We start from the raw sequence: 17,982 nt of genomic DNA on the forward strand, positions 1-17,982 counted from the left end.
CTGCGTTCGCGCCGAGGTGATGCCGTGGCCGCGCAACCGCGGGCGGCACGATCGGCGAGCACACTTGCGTGGTACGCGCATCTGCCTAAACTGAGGGCAATTGCGCAGGGCGGGTTGGCGGCATGGGGCGGAGACGGGGCTCGTTGAATCGGCTCGATGACGCCGCCCGCGCGGGCTGGCTCTACTATGTCGCCGGGCGCACCCAGGACGAGATCGCGGCGGAGATGGGGACCTCGCGGCAGGTGGCGCAGCGGCTGGTATCGCTCGCGGTGTCGGAAAAGCTGGTGCGGGTGTGGATCGAGCATCCCATCGCCCGTTGCCTCGACCTCGCCAAGGCGCTCACGGATCGGTTCGGCCTGGTGCGGGCCGAGGTGGTGCCGACCGATCCGGGCAGCGACGGCGGCACCGTCGGGATCGCCGAGGCGGCGGCGGCGGAGATCACCCGATGGCTGCGGCGGGAGCAGCCGATCGTGATGGCGGTGGGCACCGGGCGCACGCTCAAGGCGGCGATCGACCACCTGCCGCCGATCGAGTGCCGGCAGCACTGCATCGTTTCGCTCACCGGCAACGTCGGGCCGGACGGCACGGCTGCGTACTACAACGTGATCTTCTCGATGGCGGAGGTTGTCGACGCCCGGCACTTTCCCATGACGCTGCCGGTCTATCTCGCGTCGCCGGAGGAGCGTGCGCTGATGCGTCAGCAGAGCCTGCTCCGCTCGACGCTGGCGCTGGCGGACACCGCGGACGTAGCATTCGTCGGCATCGGGCAGATGGACGAGGTGGCGCCGCTGTTTCTCGACCGGTTCCTGACGAGCGAGGAGCTGGCTGCGGAACGGGCTGCGGGGGCGGTCGGGGAGATCTGCGGCTGGATCTTCGACCGCGACGGCCGGCTGCTCGACGGGGGGGCGAACGCCCGGACCGCGAGCGCGCCGATTCCCGACCGTGCCCGCAGCACCGTCATCGCGCTGGCCAAGGGCCGCAGCAAGCGCCGGGCACTCGCCGCTGCACTGCGCGGCGGGCTGGTCAACGGGCTCGTTACCGACGAGGCCACCGCGGAGAGCCTGCTGGCCGACGTCTGAAGTCTGGCAGTTGCCCAGCGGACGGGCGAATGCTCTCAATCCAGATTGACAGGTCGACCGAATCTTGCGATCGTTGCGCCCAACGAAGAATGACCGCGATAGTGCGGTGCCAATGGAGGAAACATGCGTCCATTCGCCTTTCTCATGGGGGCGGCGTCCGCCCTTGCGTTCGCCGTCACGGCCAATGCCGCCGCGATCACGATTGCCACCGTCAACAACGGCGACATGATCCGCATGCAGGGGCTGACCTCGGAGTTCACCAAGGCGCACCCCGACATCACGGTGAACTGGGTGACGCTCGAGGAGAACATCCTGCGCGAGCGCGTCACCACGGACATTGCCACCGGCGGCGGCCAGTACGACATCCTGACGATCGGCAACTACGAGGTGCCGATCTGGGGCAAGCAGGGGTGGCTCACGCCGCTCGAGTTCTCGGCCGACTACGACGTGGACGACCTCCTGCCCGCGATCCGCGGCGGCCTGACCGTCGACGGCAAGCTCTACGGCGCGCCGTTCTACGGCGAGAGCGCGTTCCTGATGTACCGCAAGGACCTGTTCGAGAAGGCCGGGCTCACCATGCCCGACGATCCGACCTGGGAGTTCATCGGCGACGCGGCGCGCAAGATCACCGATCGGTCGGCCGGGATCAACGGCATCTGCCTGCGTGGCAAGGCCGGCTGGGGCGAGAACATGGCGCTGGTCAGCTCCATGGCCAACTCCTTTGGTGCGCGCTGGTTCGACGAGAACTGGGCGCCGCAGTTCGATCAGCCGGAGTGGAAGGAGACGCTCCAGTTCTATGCCGACCTGATGAAGGACGCCGGACCGCAGGGCGCGTCGTCGAACGGCTTCAACGAGAGCCTGACGCTGTTCCAGCAGGGCAAGTGCGGCATGTGGATCGACGCCACCTCCGCCGGCTCGTTCGTCTCCGACCCGAAGCAGTCGACGGTCGCCGACAAGGTGGCCTTCTCGATCTATCCGCACAAGGAAGGCGTCGACAACCACGGCAACTGGCTGTGGTCGTGGAACCTCGCGATCCCGACCAGTTCGAAGAACGCCGACGCGGCGAAGACCTTCATCGAGTGGGCGACCGACAAGGCCTATACCGAGATGGTCGCGGCCAAGGAGGGCTGGGTCAACGTGCCGCCGGGCACCCGGACCTCGCTCTACGAGAACCAGAACTACCTCGACGCTGCCGGCTTCGCGGCGAAGGCGAAGGCGGCGATGGACGCCGCCGACATCACCAAGCCGACGGTGAAGCCGGTGCCCTACACCGGCGGCCAGTTCGTCGCGATCCCCGAGTTCCAGTCGATCGGCACCACGGTCGGCCAGCTCTTCGCCGCGGTGATCGCCGGCCAGTCCAGCGTCGATGACGCGCTGGCGCAGGCGCAGAAGACCACCGAGCGGGAAATCCGCCGCGCCGGCTACGGCAAGTAGCGGCTTCCCCCAGACCGACCCGCCCGGGTACGTGCCCTGGGCGGGTCTTCGTCCCTGGGCACTCCGACGCGAGGAATTTCCCCATGGCCACGCGCCAGACCGCGAGCATCGCCCGCCTCATGCGGCTGCCGGCGATCGTCCTGCTCTTCCTGTGGATGATCGTTCCGCTGGTGATGACCGTCTACTTCTCGTTCCGCTACTACAACCTGCTGAACCCGGCGGCGGGCGGCTGGGCGGGCTTCGAGAACTACCAGTATTTTCTCACCGATCCCGCGTTCTGGCAGGCGATCCGCAACACGCTCGCCATTGTGCTCGGTGTGCTCGCGATCAGCGTGATCGGCGGCATCGGCGTCGCGATCCTGATCGACCAGCCGATCTTCGGGCAGGGCATCGTGCGGATCCTCGTGATCTCGCCGTTCTTCGTCATGCCGCCCGTGGCCGCGCTGGTGTGGAAGAACATGATCCTGCATCCGGGCTATGGCGTGGCGGCCGACATCGCCAAGTTCTTCGGCATGCAGCCCGTCGACTGGTTCGCCACCTACCCGCTGTTCTCGGTCATCCTCATCGTCGCCTGGCAGTGGCTGCCGTTCGCGGCGCTGATCCTGCTCACCTCGCTGCAGTCGCTCGACGGCGAGCAGAAGGAGGCGGCGGAGATGGACGGGGCCGGGGTCTTCTCGCGGTTCTGGTATCTGACGTTGCCGCACATGTCCCGGGCGATCACCATCGTAGTCCTGATCGAGACGATCTTCCTGCTCGGCGTCTATGCCGAGATCCTCGTCACCACCAACGGCGGCCCGGGCTATGCCTCGACCAACCTGCCGTTCCTGATCTACCGCGCCGCGCTGCTCAACCAGGACGTCGGCGGTGCCGCGGCCGGGGGTGTGGTTGCCGTCATCATCGCCAACATCGTCGCGGTCTTCCTGATGCGCGCCGTCGGCAAGAACCTGGACTGAGGGGAGAAACCATGGCCCGCGCCGTCTCGACCCGCACCAAGCTCAGCTTCACCGTCGCCGCCTGGGTGGTGGCGCTGCTGATCTTTTTCCCCATCCTCTACACGATCATCACCTCGCTCAAGACCGAGGGCGAGGCGGTGGCCGGGTTCAACCTGATTCCGTCGTTCACGCTGGAGAGTTTCCGCGAGGTGCAGAACCAGCAGAACTACATCAAGCCGTTTATGAACTCGGTGATCCTGTCGGTCGGCTCGACGGTCCTCGGACTCCTCGTCGGCATCCCCGCCGCCTGGGCGATGGCATTCTCGCCGACCAGGCGCACCAAGGACGTGCTGATGTGGATGCTCTCCACCAAGATGATGCCGGCGGCTGCCGTGCTGGTGCCGATCTACCTGATCTTCCTCAAGCTCGGCATCATGGATACCCGGATCGGCATGACCGTGCTGCTCATGCTCATCAACCTGCCGATCATCGTCTGGATGCTCTACACCTACTTCCGCGAGATCCCGGGCGAGATCCTCGAGGCGGCGCGGATGGACGGGGCGAACCTCTGGGGCGAGATCTGGCACGTGCTGACGCCGATGGCGGTGCCGGGCATCGCCTCGACGCTGCTCCTCAACATCATCCTCGCCTGGAACGAGTCGTTCTGGACGATCCGGCTCACCACTACCAACGCGGCGCCGCTCACCGCCTTCATCGCCAGCTTCTCGAGCCCGCAGGGGCTGTTCTGGGCCAAGCTGTCGGCGGCCTCGGTCATGGCGATCGCGCCGATCCTCATCATGGGCTGGTTCAGCCAGAAGCAACTCGTCCGCGGCCTGACCTTCGGCGCCGTGAAATAACTACCGGGGGAATTGAGACATGGGCACCATCCAGCTCCGCGACGTTCACAAGGCCTTCGGGGCGACGAACATCATCCCGAAGCTCGATCTCGACATCGAGGACGGCGAGTTCGTCGTCTTCGTCGGCCCCTCGGGCTGCGGCAAGTCGACCCTGCTCCGGCTGATCGCCGGACTCGAGGACACGACGAGCGGCAAGATCATGATCGACGGCCGCGACGTGACGCACGAGAGCCCGGCCAAGCGCAAGCTCGCCATGGTCTTCCAGTCCTATGCGCTCTACCCGCACATGACGGTGGCGAAGAACATCGCCTTCCCGCTCAAGATGGCGGGCGAGAGCCAGGCGGACATCGACAAGAAGGTGGCGAACGCCGCCCGGATCCTCAACCTCGCGAACTACCTCGAGCGCCGGCCCGGCCAGCTCTCCGGCGGCCAGCGCCAGCGCGTGGCGATCGGCCGGGCGATCGTCCGCCAGCCGTCGGCCTTCCTGTTCGACGAGCCGCTCTCCAACCTCGACGCGGCGCTCCGCGGCACGATGCGGCTCGAGATCTCCGAGCTGCACCAGAGCCTGGGCAAGACGATGATCTACGTCACCCACGATCAGGTCGAGGCGATGACCATGGCCGACAAGATCGTCGTGCTGAACGCCGGCAACATCGAGCAGGTCGGCAGCCCGATGGAGCTCTACCGCAATCCGAAGAACCTGTTCGTCGCCGGCTTCATCGGCAGTCCGACGATGAACTTCGTCACCGGCCCCTCGGCGGAGCGGCTGGGGGCGAAGACGATCGGCGTGCGGCCGGAGCACCTGAAGATCACCGTGACCAGCGGGGAGTGGCGCGGGGTGGTCGGCGTGGCCGAGCACCTCGGCTCGGACACGTTCCTGCACGTCCACACCGACGATCACGGCACGATCAACGTGCGCGCAGACGGCGAGATCCCGGTCAGCCACGGCGACGTGGTGTTCGTGACGCCGGATCCGACAAAAATCCACCTCTTCGACGCCAACGGGAAGGCACTCTGACAATGCGACTGGAAGGCAAGTCCGCCCTCATCACCGGAGCGGCCCGCGGGATTGGCGCCGCGTTCGCCAAGGCCTACGTGGCCGAAGGGGCGACCGTGGCGATCGGCGACATCAACATCGAGCGGGCCGAGGCCACCGCGGCGGCGATCGGACCGCAAGCCTACGCGGTGAAGCTCGACGTGACCGACCAGGCGTCGATCGACGCGGCCTTTGCGACCGTGGTGAAGCGCGCCGGCGGGCTCGACATCCTCGTCAACAACGCCGCGCTCTTCGACCTGCAGCCGATCGTGGAGATCACCCGCGAGAGCTATGACCGGCTTTTCCGGATCAATGTCGGCGGCACGCTGTTCTGCATGCAGGCGGCGGCGCGGCAGATGATCGCGCAGGGCCGGGGCGGGCGGATCATCAACATGGCGAGCCAGGCCGGGCGCCGCGGCGAGGCGCTGGTCGCGGTCTACTGTGCCACCAAGGCGGCGGTGATCAGCCTGACGCAATCGGCGGCGATGAACCTCGTCGAGCACGGCATCAACGTGAACGCGATCGCCCCCGGCGTGGTCGACGGCGAGCACTGGGACGGCGTGGACGCGCTGTTTGCGAAGTACGAGAACCGGCAGCTCGGCGAGAAGAAGCGGATCGTCGGCGAGGGCGTGCCCTACGGGAGAATGGCCACCGCGGACGATCTGGTCGGAATGGCGATCTTCCTCGCGTCGAAGGAAGCCGACTATATCCTGGCGCAGACCTACAACGTTGATGGCGGGCAGTGGTTTAGCTGACATGGAACTCGGATTGAACGGAAAGGTCGCCGTCGTCACCGGCGGCAGCGTTGGGATCGGCCTCGGCGTCGCGCGGGCGTTCGCGCGCGAGGGGGCGAACGTGCTGATCGCCGCCCGCGACCGCGAGCGCGTCGTGCGGGTCGCGTCGGAGCTGACGCAGGAGTACGGCGTCAACGTCGTCGGCCACGCCTGCGACGTCGGCACCGCCGAAGGCTGTGCCGGCCTGATCGCGGCGGCGAAGGCGGATTTCGGCGGTGCCGACATCCTCGTCAACAACGCCGGCACGGGCTCGAACGAGACGATCCTCGAGGCGCCGGACGAGAAGTGGCAGTCCTACTGGGACCTGCACGTCATGGCGGCGGTGCGGCTCGGGCGCGGGCTCGCGCCGATGATGGAGGCGAGGGGGGGCGGCGCGATCCTCAACAACGCCTCGATCTGCGCCACGCAGCCGCTCTGGTACGAACCGATCTACAACGTGACCAAGGCTGCCCTGGTGATGTTGTCGAAGACCATGGCGACGGAGTTCATCCCGAAGGGCATCCGCGTCAACACCGTCAGCCCCGGCCTGATCCTGACGCCGGACTGGCAGAAGACCGCGAGGCAGCTCACCGCCGACTCCGGCGGCGATTGGGAGGGCTATCTCCAGTCGGTCGCCGACGAGCATGCGGCGATCAAGCGCTTCGGCACGGTGGAAGAACTCGCCGACTTCATGGTCTTCCTCTGCTCCGCCCGCGCGTCCTACGCGGTCGGCGGCAACTACTTCGTCGACGGCGGCATGCTCCGCACCATCTGAGAAAGCGTCCTCATGGCCACCACGTCCCTCGCGACGCCGCTCTCGCTCGCCACGCTCGACAAGCTGCCAGCCGACGTGGCGCGACCGTCCTATGCCCGTGGCGATCTCACGGCCGGCATCGTGCATTTCGGTGTCGGCAACTTCCACCGCGCCCACCTGCACGTCTATCTCGATCGCCTGATGAACGCGGGCCGGGATCGGGACTGGGCCGTCGTCGGCGCCGGCGTCACGCCCTATGACGTGAAGATGCGCACCGCGCTGATGGGGCAGGACCTGCTCTCGACGGTGGTCGAGCAGTCGGCCGAGGCATCGAATGCCCGCGTGACCGGGGTGATGACGGATTTCCTGCCGCCGATGGACGGCGCGGCGATCATCAAGGGCCTCGCCGATCCGAACGTGCGCATCGTCACCCTGACCGTGACCGAAGGCGGCTATTTCGTGAATCCGGCGACGGGCGGGTTCGATCCGGAGAACCCGGCGATCGCCGCTGATGCCGCGAACCCTGACGAGCCGAAGACGGTGTTCGGCCTGATCCTCGCGGGCCTGAAGGCGCGGCGCGCCGCCGGCGTGCCGCCCTTCACCGTGCTCTCCTGCGACAACGTGCCTCACAATGGCCGCGTGTGCCGCGACGCCGTGGCGGGCCTCGCTGCGGCGCAGGATCCGGCCTTCGCCGCCTGGGTGCGCGAGAGCGTGGCGTTCCCGAACGCGATGGTCGACCGCATCGCGACCGTGACCAGCGACCGCGAGCGGCAGATCGCCCGCGAGACCTGGGGCATCGAGGACGCCTGGCCGGTGTTCTGCGAGGACTTCATCCAGTGGGTGATCGAGGACGACTTTCCGCAGGGCCGTCCCGCGCTCGAGACCGTCGGCGCGCAGTTCGTCGAGGACGTGACGCCGTTCGAGATGATGAAGCTGCGTATCCTGAACGCCGGGCACGCGATGATCGCGTATCCCTCGAGCCTGCTCGACATCCACTTCGTCCACGAGGGGATGGAGCATCCGCTGGTGCGCGCCTATCTGCGCAAGATCGTGCTGGACGAGGTGGCGCCGATCGTGGCGTCGGTCCCGGGCATGGAGCCGGCGCAGTACTTCGAGATCATCGAGCGGCGCTTTTCCAACCCTAAGATCGCCGACACCATGCGCCGCCTCTGCTTCGACGGCTCGAACCGCCAGCCGAAGTTCATCATCCCGTCGATCGCCGACCGTCTCGCCAAGGGCCTGCCCGTCGAGGGCCTCGCGCTCGAGAGCGCGTTCTGGTGCCGCTACTGCGCCGGCACGACGGACTCCGGCGCGGTGATCGAGCCGAACGATCCGGGCTGGAGCCACCTGCAGGCAACCGCGCTCAAGGCCAAGGATGATCCTGCCGCGTGGCTCGAGATGCGCGACATCTACGGCGCGACGGCCGACGCGCCCGCCTTCAGGGATGCCTTCGCCCGCTGGCTCAAGGCGCTCTGGCGGGACGGCACGGTGGCGACTCTCGAGCGGTATCTCGGCCGCTGATGGCGCGGCCGGGGCTCGTCATCTTCGACTGCGACGGGGTGCTGGTGGACAGCGAGCCGATCTCGCTGCGCCTGCTGCTCTCAATGCTCGCCTCGGCCGGGCTCGACCTCGCGCCGGCCGAGGCGGATGCGCGGTTTCTCGGCCGTTCGCTCGCGAGCACCCGCGAGATCCTGGCGCGTGACTTTAGCCTGACGGTCAGCGACGCGGCGCTCGACGACATGCGGCGCGACCTCTACGCCGCATTCCGCAAGGACCTGCAGCCGATTGCCGGGATCGGGCCGACGCTCGACGCGCTGGGGCTGCCGTTCTGCGTCGCCTCGTCGTCGCAGCCGGAGCGGATCGAGCTGTCGTTGCGCGTCACCGGCCTCTGGCCGCGCTTCGAGGGGCGGGTGTTTTCCTCGACGATGGTGGCTCGCGGCAAGCCTGCGCCGGACCTGTTCCTCTACGCCGCCGAGAGCCTCGGGCACGTGCCCGGGGACTGCCTCGTCGTCGAGGACAGCCCGGCGGGAATCATGGCGGCGCAGGCGGCCGGGATGCGGGTGGTGGCCTTCACCGGCGGCGGTCATGCCCAGTCCGATCGGCACCGGGCCGATGTCGCGAGCCTGAAGCCCGACGTCATCATCGACCGGATGCCGGCACTTCTCGATGTCCTCGACGCGTGAACTGGTCGCGGCCGTCGATGGTGCGTCGGGCGGCTGCTGGATGTCGTGCCGCCGTCCGGCTCGAGCGTTGCGGCGGGGGCGCATCACCCGGCCGAAATCGACGCGATCAACGCCGATGGCCGCGGCCGAGTTCAGGAAGCCAGTTTTAAATTATTGAACGACAAGGCGGAATGCCGCCGCGCTGGCGCCGTCCGGCCGGCGTTTTGACCGCCGGTTACTATTCATTAACACAATCGTCCCATGGTGCGGCTGATAAGCTTCAGCACTCCAAAGGGAGGCATCCGGATGTCGGGTCGAGTCTTGGTTGTGGATGACGTTGCCACGAACCGGCTCCTCCTGCGCGCCAAGCTATCCTCCGCATACTACGATGTGGTGGTTGCCGAGAACGGCACGCAGGCGCTCGAGATGGCGCGCAGCGAGCAGCCGGACATGGTGATGCTCGATGTGCTCATGCCCGACATGGACGGCTTCGAGGTTTGCGAGGCGCTGAAGGCGCGGCCGGAGACGGCGCACATTCCCGTCATCATGGTGACGGCGCTCGACACGCCGGAGGAGCGGATCCGCGGCCTCGAGGCGGGCGCCGACGACTTCCTGTCCAAGCCGTTCAACGATCTCGCGCTGTTCGCCCGTGTCAGAAACCTGATGCGGATGAAGATGATGTTCGACGAGCTGCGCCTGCGCGACATGACGTCGCGCGAGCTGGGGCTCGCGGACTTCGTCGGCGAAGTCGGGGCCGAGATCGACCTCGACACCGGCGGGCCGATCCTGCTCGCCCCGCCGTCGGATATCCAGGGCGCGCTCTGGGCGCGGCAGCTCAGCGACCGGCTGGCGATCCCCACGATCGTCACCCACTCGGAACGCGAGGCGATGAACCTCGCCCGGATGGAGCTGCCCGACTGCTTCGTGGTGCATCAGTCGCTCGCCGAGGGCGGCGACGGCCTGCGCCTCGTCTCGGCGCTGCGCTCGCGGCCGGAGACCCGGCAGTCGGCGGTGATTCTCGTCGTCGAGAACGGCGACGTGCAGGTGGCGGCGAAGGGCCTCGACCTCGGCGCGTCCGACTACATCGAGACGCCGTTCGACGTCAGCGAGCTGATCGCGCGGATTCGCTCGCAGCTGCGGCGCAAGCGGTATTCCGACCGGCTGCGTAGCAACCTCAGGAACGGGCTGAAGCTCGCGGTGATCGACCCGCTGACCGGGATCTACAACCGCCGCTATGCGAGCCAGCACATGCTGCGGGTGATGGAGCGGGCGCACGAGACCGACGGCGTGTTCGCGGTGATGATGATCGACCTCGACAAGTTCAAGTCGATCAACGACCGGTTCGGCCATGACGCCGGCGATGCGGTGCTGAAGGAGTTCTCGCGCCGGCTGCAGGAGAACATCCGCGGCGTCGATCTGGTCTCGCGCTTCGGCGGCGAGGAGTTCTTCGTCGCTATGCCCGACGTCGACCAGAGCGCGGCGGCGGCGGCAGCGGAGCGGATCCGGCGGGCGATCGAGGGTGCGGCGGTGCCGCTGCCCGACGGCGGCGAGGTCGAGGTCACGGTGTCGATCGGCGTTGCCATCGCCACTGCCGCCGACAGCGATCCCGAGGCGATCATCAAGCGTGCCGACTGTGCGCTCTACCGCTCGAAGGAAACCGGCCGCAACCGGGTGAGCTTCGCGCAGGCCGCCTGAGCGGCCTGCGGGCGTCAGGCCGTCTCCATTCCCAGCATCCGGTCGACCAGCAGCTCTGCCTGCGCGTTGAACATGCCCGCTCCCGGCATGATGGCGCACCCGAGCGCGCGGGCGGCGACCAGCAGCGGCGAGATCTCCGGCTTGGTGATGACGTCGGCGACGAACTGCGTGCCGGCGAGCTTCGTGGCATCGACGGGCAGCGGGTCGCCGTCGCGCATCCCGAGCGGCGTGGCGTTTGCCACGAGGTCGACGCCGGACGGATCCGCATCGCCGACCGAGATCCGGCCGGGGAAACGCTCCCCGAGGCGACCGACGATGCGGTCGCGGCGGGCGGTGTCGATGTCGTGGACCTTCAGGTGCGCGGCGCCACGCGCGAGGATCTCGTAGGCGATCGCCGCGCCCGCCCCGCCGGCGCCGACCAGAAGCGCGGTCTTGCCGGCGACGTCGAAGCCGCAGGCGGCGATCCCGTCCATGTAGCCCTGGCCATCGGTGTTGTCGCCGCGCCAGCGGCCATCCGCCCCCCGGCGCATGACGTTGGTCGAGCCGGCAAACCGCGCCCGTTCCGTCGGTTCGTCGCAATGGGCGAGGGCGGCCAGCTTGTGCGGCACCGTTACCACGATGCCGTCGACGTTCCGGGTGGCGCGCGCCGCCTGCAGGAAGAGCTCGAGGTCGGCCGGCGCGACATGGGCGGGGACGAGCAGCGCGTTGGCGCCACGTTTCATCAGGATCGCGGTCAGCGCGGGCGGCGACTTCACCTGAGCGATCGGGTCTCCCACGATATAGAAGAGGCGGGTTTCGCCAGTCAGCGTCACGTCCATTCGAGCCACCTCCCCGGGGCCGGGCCGAGCCGCCATGCGATTCGGCGACACGGCCTCCTGCATGGTCATAAACGGGCTTTCGTTCAAGTTTAGAATTACATTCCATTTATGGCGTGCATGTGCTACGACCGCGACGGAGACAACGCGGAGAGTCGCAGATGAGCGGCGTGCTGGAGCGAACCTTGGGCATTCTCGAGCTGCTGTGCGGGCAGCCCGGCGGCCTGTCGGTCGGGGCGATCGCCACGCGGCTCGACATCCCGCCGAGCGCGGCCCACCGGCTGCTGAATGATCTTGCGAGGCTCGGCTACGTCCGGCAGGACCGTGCGCAGGGCGACTATGGCCTGACGATCAAGCTTGCGGCGATGGGCCTGAGCTTCCTCGGCCAGAGCGGCATCACCGACGTGGCGCAGCCGACGCTCGACCGGCTGGCGGCCGAGTTCGGGCGAACTGGTGCGGCTCAGCGTGGTCGACGGCGAAAACCTGGTGTGGGTCGGGGTGGCGCAGGGCGCGACCACGGGCCTGCGCTACGATCCCGGCCGCGAGCAGGGCGTGGTGGCGCACCTCGCCTCCTCCGCCGGGGGCACGGCGTGGCTCTCGACCATGAGCGACGAGGCGGCGCTGATGGCGGCGGCCCGGCAGGGGATCGCGCCGACGCGGGCAGGGGCGGGCAGCCATGCGCCGACCGGCGCGACCGACCTGCTGGCCCGGCTCGCGGCGGCGCGTCAGTGCGGTTATGCGGTGGCGGTCGACAGCTATCTCGCCGGCATGGCAGCAATGGCGGTGCCGGTGCGCCGGCCGGACGATGGCAATGTGGTCGGTTGCCTGTCGATCGCGGGGCCGAGCGTGCGGCTCGACGCCGCCCGCATGGAGGCGCTGGCGCCGCCGCTGGCGGAGGCCGCCGCCGAGATCGGCGCGGCCAGCCGGGGATCGCGGTTCTTCACGCCCGGGCCGGCGCGGACGATCCCGGCATGAACGAGCGGGCCATGCCGCTGGTGCCGCAGGACGGCGCGCTGCTTCCGGCCACCTGCGATGTGCTGGTGGTGGGCTCGGGCGCCGGCGGTCTTGCGACCGCCGTCGTGGCGGCCCGCGCCGGGCTCGAGGTGCTGGTGATCGAGAAGGCGCCGGTGCTTGGCGGCACCAGCGCCTGGTCCGGCGGCTGGCTGTGGATCCCGCGCAACCCGCTCGCCGAGCGGGCAGGGATCATCGAGGACGAGACCGAGCCGCGGCGCTATCTGGCGAGCGAGCTCGGCAATGCGGCCGGCGATCCGCGGATCGACGTGTTCCTGGCCAACGGGCCGGAGATGGTGCGCTGGTTCGAGGCCGAGACCGAGGTGGCGTTCGTCGACGGCAACCGCGTCCCGGACTTTCACGCCACGCCCGGCCACGCGACCGGCGGGCGGTCGGTGGCGGGCGCGCCCTATGACGGGCGTCGGCTCGGGCCGTGGCTCGACAAGCTGCGGCCACCGCTCGACCTCATTTCCGTCGGTGGCATGGGGATCGCCTCGGGGGCCGACCTCGGGCATTTCGTCAACTGGCTGCGCTCCACCGCCTCGTTCGCGCACGTCACGCGCCGGTTCCTGCGGCATGGCCGCGATCTGGTGCGGCACGGGCGCTCGGCGCAGCTGGTGAACGGCAACGCGCTGGTGGCGCGGCTGCTGCGCAGCGCGCTCGACGCGGGTGTCGCGATCCGCACCGGGGCGCCGGCAGTGGCGCTGATCGTCGAGGACGGCCGGGTGGTCGGCGCGCGGGTGGCCGGGGCGGCGCCCGGGACGGTGCGGGCGCGGCGGGGCGTCGTGCTCGCCACCGGCGGCTTCCCGCACGATGCCGCGCGGATCGCGGCGATGTTCGAGCATGCGCCGGACGGCACGGGCCATCACTCGGCGGCACCGGAGGGGAACACCGGCGACGGGATGCGGATCGCCGAGGCGGTCGGCGCGGTGGTGGCCGACGATCTGGTGCACCCCGGGGCCTGGGCGCCCGTGTCGCTGGTGCCGCGCAAGGATGGCAGCGTCGGGCGCTTCCCGCATCTGGTCGAGCGGTCGAAGCCCGGCTTCCTCGCCGTCGACTCCCACGGCCGGCGTTTCGTGAACGAGGCCGACAGCTACCACGATTTCATGGCGGCGCTGTTCCGCGCGACGCCGGCGGGCGAGGCGCCCGTGGCGTGGCTCCTCGCCGACCACCGGGCGCAACGGCGCTGGGGCCTCGGCGGGGCAAAGCCGTTCCCGTTCCCGCTGCGGCCGTATCTCGCATCGGGCTATCTGAAGCGGGGCCGGACGATCGGCGAGCTGGCGCTTGCCTGTGGTCTCGATCCGGCGGCGCTGGAGGCGACGGTCACGGCATTCAACCGTGCTGCGGCGGCGGGCGACGATCCGGCGTTCGGCCGCGGCCGCTCGGCCTACAACAAGGTGCAGGGCGATGCGGCAGCGACGGGCCGGAACCCCTCGCTCGGGCCGGTCGAGGCCGGGCCGTTCTATGCCGTCAGGATCGTGCCGGGCAGCCTCGGCACGTTCGCGGGTCTCAGGACCGACGCGGCGGCGCGGGTGCTGGGCGCGGGCAGCGCGGCGATCCCGGGGCTGTTCGCCGTGGGCAACGACATGTCGAGCATCATGGGCGGCACCTACCCGAGCGGCGGAATCACCCTCGGGCCGGCCATGACCTTCGGATACGTCGCGGGCCGGGTGCTCGCGGGGCTGCCCGTCACGGGGTTGCCCGTGGGCGGGCTTGAGGAAACCAGGGAAGAGATCGGGGAAACCGCAGGATGAAGGTCTACGAGATCGCGACGCTGAAGACGGTGATCTTCGGCGCGGGCAAGGCGGCGCCGGCCATCGAGGCATGGGTGACGGCGCCGGAGGCGCGGGGAGCGCTGCTCGGGGCGTTCGGCTCGGACATCGGCGCGCTGAACGAGGTGTACGTGCTGCGCGGCTTCGACAGCCTCGACGACCTCGCGGCCGAGCGCGACCGGGCGCTCCGGAGCGAGAACCCGTTCGGGTGCCTCGAGCATCTGGTCGGCCTGACGTTCGACACCTACAAGCCGTTCGATTTCCTGCCGCCGGTGGTGCCGGGCAATTTCGGGCCGTTCTACGAGCTGCGCACCTACCGCGCGAAGCTCAACGGCCTGATGCCGACCATGGGCAAGTGGGAGGCGGCGGTTCCGAAGCGGAGCGACTACTCGCCGCTGACGATCGCCATGTATGCGCTCGACGGCCCGCCGCGGCTGACCCAGCTCTGGCCCTATCCGAGCCTCGAGGCGCGGGCAAAGGCGCGGGGGCAGTCGGTGGCGGATGGCGCCTGGCCGCCCAAGGGCGGGCCGGACTGGCTGAGCCCGGACATGACCTCGGCGATCCTGATGCCGCTCGCTTTCTCGCCGCTGCAGTAGGGGGGCGGGATGGCGCACCGGTATTCGCTGGCGTTTCTCACCGTCTTCGACCTCGGGCCGGTGCAGGCGGTGCGGGCGGCGGGCGCGGCGGGATATGACCTGATCGGGCTCCGCATGCTGCCGGCCGCGCCGGGGGCGGAGGCGGACTATCCGCTGCTGACCGATGACCGCGTGCTGGCCGAGACAGAGGCGGCGCTGCGCGACACCGGGGTGGGCGTGGCGGACATCGAGATCGTCCGGCTGAAGCCCGACACCGACGTGGCGGGGTTTGCGCCGTTCTTCGAGCGCGGCCGGCGGCTCGGGGCACGGAACGTGCTGGTGGCGGGCGACGACCCGGAGGAGGCGCGGCTGGCCGACAGCCTCGGCCGGCTGGCGCGGCTCGCGGCCGGGTTCGGCCTGACGGTGGACCTCGAGTTCATGCCGTGGACCAGGGTGCCCGACCTCGCGACCGCGCTCCGGATCGTCGAGGCGGCGGGCGAGGCCAACGGCGGGGTTCTGATCGACGCGCTGCATTTCGACCGCTCGGCAACGACGCTGGCCGAGGTGGCGGCGATGCCGCGCGACCGGCTCAACTACGTGCAGTTCTGCGACGGGCCGGCGGTCTACGATCCGTCCGACGCGGGGCTGATCGAGGTCGCCAGGCGGGGGCGGCTGATGCCGGGAGACGGCGGGATCGACCTCGCCGGACTGGCCCGGGCGATCCCGGGGGATGCCGTCATCAGCATCGAGATCCCGAACGTCGCGCTGGCCGAACGCGTCGGCGGCGCCGAGCGGGCGGCGCTGGCGCTGCGGGCGACGCGGGCCGTGGTCGAAGGGGTGGACGTGGCGTGAAATCGGCGATCTCACGGGTGACATCAAGCGGGTCGGCGACAAACATCTCTTCGTTGATCCCGAGCGGGGGGATGACATGAGACTGGCGGTGATCGGTGGGGGAGCGATCGGGGCGACCCATGTGCAGGCGATCCTGGAGACGGAGGGCTTCGAGATCGCCGGGGTCGCCGATCCGTTCGACGGCGGCGCGGCGCTGGCGGCGCGCTCTGGCACGGCGCACTACCGCGACCACCGGGCGCTCCTCGAGGCCGAGCGGCCGGACGGGGCGATCATCGCCACCCCGAACGAGACGCACGTGCCGATCGCACTCGACTGCCTCGCGGCGGGCGTGCCGGTGATCGTCGAGAAGCCGATCGGCAACACGGTGGCCGAGGCCGAGACGCTGCTCGCGGCGCAGGCAGGCAGCGGGCTCGCGGTGCTGGTCGGGCATCACCGCCGGCACCACCCGACGCTGCAGAAGGCCAAGGAGATCGTCGACGCCGGCACTCTCGGGCGGCTGGTCTGCGTCAGCGCCAGCGCCTGCATGATGAAGCCCGACGACTATTTCGCTCCGGCCTGGCGCCGGACGCCGGGGATCGGCGGGACCTTCCTCATCAACCTGATCCACGAGATCGACCTGTTGCGCTTTCTCTGCGGCGAGATCGTGTCGCTCGCGGCCTACGCGTCGAGCGCGACGCGCGGGCTGGCGGTCGAGGATACCGGCGCGATCACCTTCGAGTTCGCCGACGGGGCGCTCGCCTCGTTCGTCGTGTCGGACACCGCGGCGGGGCCGTGGAGCTGGGACCTGACGGCCGGCGACAGCCCGCGCTTCGCCGTGCACGACGTGAACTCGCACCGCTTCGTCGGCACGCATGCGTCCGTGACGCTGCCGCGGCTCGAGGTCTGGCGCCACGACGGGGCGCGCGACTGGACCGTGCCGATGACGATGACCCGGGCGGAGGCACCCCATGAAAGCCCCTACGCCCGGCAGATCCGCCACTTCCGGGCCGTGGTGGAGGATGGCGCCCCCACCCGCGTCGGTGCCATCGAGGGGGCGCGCAACCTCGCGGTGATGGATGCCGTCTGGCGCTCGATCGAGACCGGGCGGCGGGCTGACGTGGCGACGGTGGCAGCCCGCTGACCGCGCCTTGTCCGGGTGGTGGCGTATTCCCGCCATGACGAAGGGCGGAGCCGGGCGCGCGAGTCTCTGGAGGTGCGCGCGGCGGGTCGCCAGGACGCGCGGGCGCGGTCAGTTGCGAGGTCGTCTGCCATGAGCGCCATCTTTTCCGTCACCGGGCCGATCTTCGCGCTGATCGCGCTCGGCTATGCGGTGCGCCGGGGCGGGGTGTTCGGGCCGAGCGACCTGCGCGCGCTGGGGCGCTATGTGGTGATGCTGGCGCTGCCGGCGCTGATCTTTCGCGCGGTCGCCGGGCGCGAGTTCGGGACGCTGGTCGATCCGGCGTATCTGGCCGCCTATCTCGTCGGCTCGCTCACGACGTTCGGGCTGTTCTGGACCGTCGCGGTGCGGTCGGGGCGGACGGGCGGCGGTCCGACGTTCGAGGCGATGGGCGCGGCCTGCGCGAACAGCGGCTTCTTCGGATATCCGATCCTGCTGCTGGCGCTGCCGTCCATTGCCGACCGGGTGCTGGCGCTCAACATGATCGTCGAGAACGTGGTGCTGATCCCGCTGATCCTGGTGCTGGCGGAAGCCTCGCGCGGTGGGCGGGCCTGGGGGTGGACGATCGCGAGCGTTGCGCGCAACCCGCTCATCCTCGCGCTGGTGACCGGCCTCGTGCTGACGGCGCTCCGCATCCCGGTGCCGGTGCTGGTGTCGCAGGCGGTGGAGATCATCGCCCGCTCCAGTGCCGCGGTATCGCTGATCGTGATCGGCGGTGCGCTGGTCGACGTGCCGCGCGCGGCGCGGAGCGCGCGGGTGCTCTGGGTGGCGGCGGGCAAGCTCGTGGCGCATCCGCTGGCGGTGGGCGTGGTCTTCGCGCTGCTCTGGTTCGCCGGGGTCGCGCTCGACCCGGCGATGGTGCGCGCGGGCGTGCTGATGGCGGCAATGCCGGTGATGGGGGTCTATCCGGTCCTCGCGGCGCAGTACGGCGAGGGCGCGCCGGCGGCGATGGTGATGCTCGCGACGACCGTCGGCGGCTTCGTGACGATCGCCGGGCTGCTGCTGGTGCTCGGGCCGCCCTGAGCCGGTTGCTTGCCTCGCCCCGGAACCCCGGCCATATTTCCGGCCGCAGCAGGGTT

Annotated in this window: 17 protein-coding genes and 1 pseudogene; 17 read left to right on the forward strand and 1 reads right to left on the reverse strand. The window is 69.6% G+C overall.

Translation table 11 applies throughout. The features are described 5' to 3' along the window. Positions 1-143 precede the first annotated feature (143 nt). The 10 genes from QM699_RS18735 (at position 144) to QM699_RS18780 (ending at position 10,722) form a co-directional block, all read left to right on the forward strand. Complete coding sequence (locus QM699_RS18735; RefSeq protein WP_415012514.1) at positions 144-1,079, forward strand: sugar-binding transcriptional regulator; 936 nt, start codon at positions 144-146, stop codon at positions 1,077-1,079. A 123-nt stretch (positions 1,080-1,202) separates the two neighbouring features. Beyond that, complete coding sequence (locus tag QM699_RS18740) at positions 1,203-2,513, forward strand: ABC transporter substrate-binding protein (RefSeq protein ID WP_415012515.1); 1,311 nt, start codon at positions 1,203-1,205, stop codon at positions 2,511-2,513. Between the two features lie 83 nt (positions 2,514-2,596). Next, on the forward strand, positions 2,597-3,466 hold the full coding sequence (locus QM699_RS18745; RefSeq protein ID WP_415012516.1) for a carbohydrate ABC transporter permease: 870 nt from the start codon (positions 2,597-2,599) through the stop codon (positions 3,464-3,466). 11 nt (positions 3,467-3,477) lie between these two features. Further along, positions 3,478-4,302, forward strand: a complete 825-nt coding sequence (locus tag QM699_RS18750; RefSeq protein ID WP_415012517.1) for a carbohydrate ABC transporter permease — start codon at positions 3,478-3,480, stop codon at positions 4,300-4,302. 19 nt (positions 4,303-4,321) lie between these two features. Continuing rightward, positions 4,322-5,320, forward strand: coding sequence for an ABC transporter ATP-binding protein (locus tag QM699_RS18755; RefSeq protein ID WP_415012518.1), 999 nt, complete (start codon positions 4,322-4,324; stop codon positions 5,318-5,320). Positions 5,321-5,322: 2 nt separating this feature from the next. Beyond that, positions 5,323-6,093, forward strand: a complete 771-nt coding sequence (locus QM699_RS18760; RefSeq protein ID WP_415012519.1) for an L-iditol 2-dehydrogenase — start codon at positions 5,323-5,325, stop codon at positions 6,091-6,093. 13 nt (positions 6,094-6,106) lie between these two features. After that, positions 6,107-6,886 carry an SDR family NAD(P)-dependent oxidoreductase gene (locus QM699_RS18765; protein ID WP_415012520.1) on the forward strand — a complete coding sequence of 260 codons (780 nt, stop codon included), beginning with the start codon at positions 6,107-6,109 and terminating at the stop codon, positions 6,884-6,886. A gap of 12 nt (positions 6,887-6,898) precedes the next feature. After that, positions 6,899-8,386, forward strand: a complete 1,488-nt coding sequence (locus tag QM699_RS18770; RefSeq protein WP_415012521.1) for a mannitol dehydrogenase family protein — start codon at positions 6,899-6,901, stop codon at positions 8,384-8,386. Beyond that, positions 8,386-9,048 carry an HAD family hydrolase gene (locus tag QM699_RS18775; protein ID WP_415012522.1) on the forward strand — a complete coding sequence of 221 codons (663 nt, stop codon included), beginning with the start codon at positions 8,386-8,388 and terminating at the stop codon, positions 9,046-9,048. Before QM699_RS18770 ends, QM699_RS18775 begins: the two co-directional genes overlap by 1 nt. A gap of 285 nt (positions 9,049-9,333) precedes the next feature. Next, entirely contained in the window at positions 9,334-10,722 is a 1,389-nt protein-coding gene (locus QM699_RS18780; protein ID WP_415012523.1) for a PleD family two-component system response regulator, read from the forward strand. 14 nt (positions 10,723-10,736) lie between these two features. Here QM699_RS18780 and QM699_RS18785 read toward each other — a convergent pair whose 3' ends face one another. Continuing rightward, positions 10,737-11,540: a shikimate dehydrogenase family protein gene (locus QM699_RS18785; protein ID WP_415012524.1), complete on the reverse strand. Its 804-nt coding sequence runs from the start codon at positions 11,538-11,540 to the stop codon at positions 10,737-10,739. A 158-nt stretch (positions 11,541-11,698) separates the two neighbouring features. On the opposite strand from QM699_RS18785, the pseudogene QM699_RS18790 reads away from it, so the two are divergent. The 7 genes and pseudogenes from QM699_RS18790 to QM699_RS18820 form a co-directional block, all read left to right on the forward strand. Continuing rightward, positions 11,699-11,815, forward strand: a pseudogene (locus QM699_RS18790) (helix-turn-helix domain-containing protein); the annotation flags it as partial. A gap of 175 nt (positions 11,816-11,990) precedes the next feature. Beyond that, the gene (locus QM699_RS18795; RefSeq protein WP_415012809.1) at positions 11,991-12,512 is read left to right on the forward strand and encodes an IclR family transcriptional regulator C-terminal domain-containing protein; all 522 of its coding nucleotides are present in this window, start codon (positions 11,991-11,993) and stop codon (positions 12,510-12,512) included. Beyond that, entirely contained in the window at positions 12,509-14,302 is a 1,794-nt protein-coding gene (locus QM699_RS18800) for an FAD-dependent oxidoreductase (protein WP_415012810.1), read from the forward strand. Before QM699_RS18795 ends, QM699_RS18800 begins: the two co-directional genes overlap by 4 nt. Then, positions 14,299-14,916 (forward strand): NIPSNAP family protein, encoded by a 618-nt coding sequence (locus tag QM699_RS18805; RefSeq protein WP_415012525.1) that lies wholly within the window; start codon positions 14,299-14,301, stop codon positions 14,914-14,916. The genes QM699_RS18800 and QM699_RS18805 overlap by 4 nt, the downstream gene beginning before the upstream one ends. A gap of 9 nt (positions 14,917-14,925) precedes the next feature. Then, positions 14,926-15,747: a sugar phosphate isomerase/epimerase family protein gene (locus QM699_RS18810; protein ID WP_415012526.1), complete on the forward strand. Its 822-nt coding sequence runs from the start codon at positions 14,926-14,928 to the stop codon at positions 15,745-15,747. Between the two features lie 76 nt (positions 15,748-15,823). After that, positions 15,824-16,867: a Gfo/Idh/MocA family protein gene (locus QM699_RS18815; RefSeq protein ID WP_415012527.1), complete on the forward strand. Its 1,044-nt coding sequence runs from the start codon at positions 15,824-15,826 to the stop codon at positions 16,865-16,867. A gap of 129 nt (positions 16,868-16,996) precedes the next feature. Beyond that, on the forward strand, positions 16,997-17,926 hold the full coding sequence (locus QM699_RS18820; protein ID WP_415012528.1) for an AEC family transporter: 930 nt from the start codon (positions 16,997-16,999) through the stop codon (positions 17,924-17,926). Positions 17,927-17,982: the final 56 nt, after the last annotated feature.

Source organism: Amaricoccus sp., assembly GCF_047602525.1.
Lineage (GTDB): Bacteria > Pseudomonadota > Alphaproteobacteria > Rhodobacterales > Rhodobacteraceae > Amaricoccus.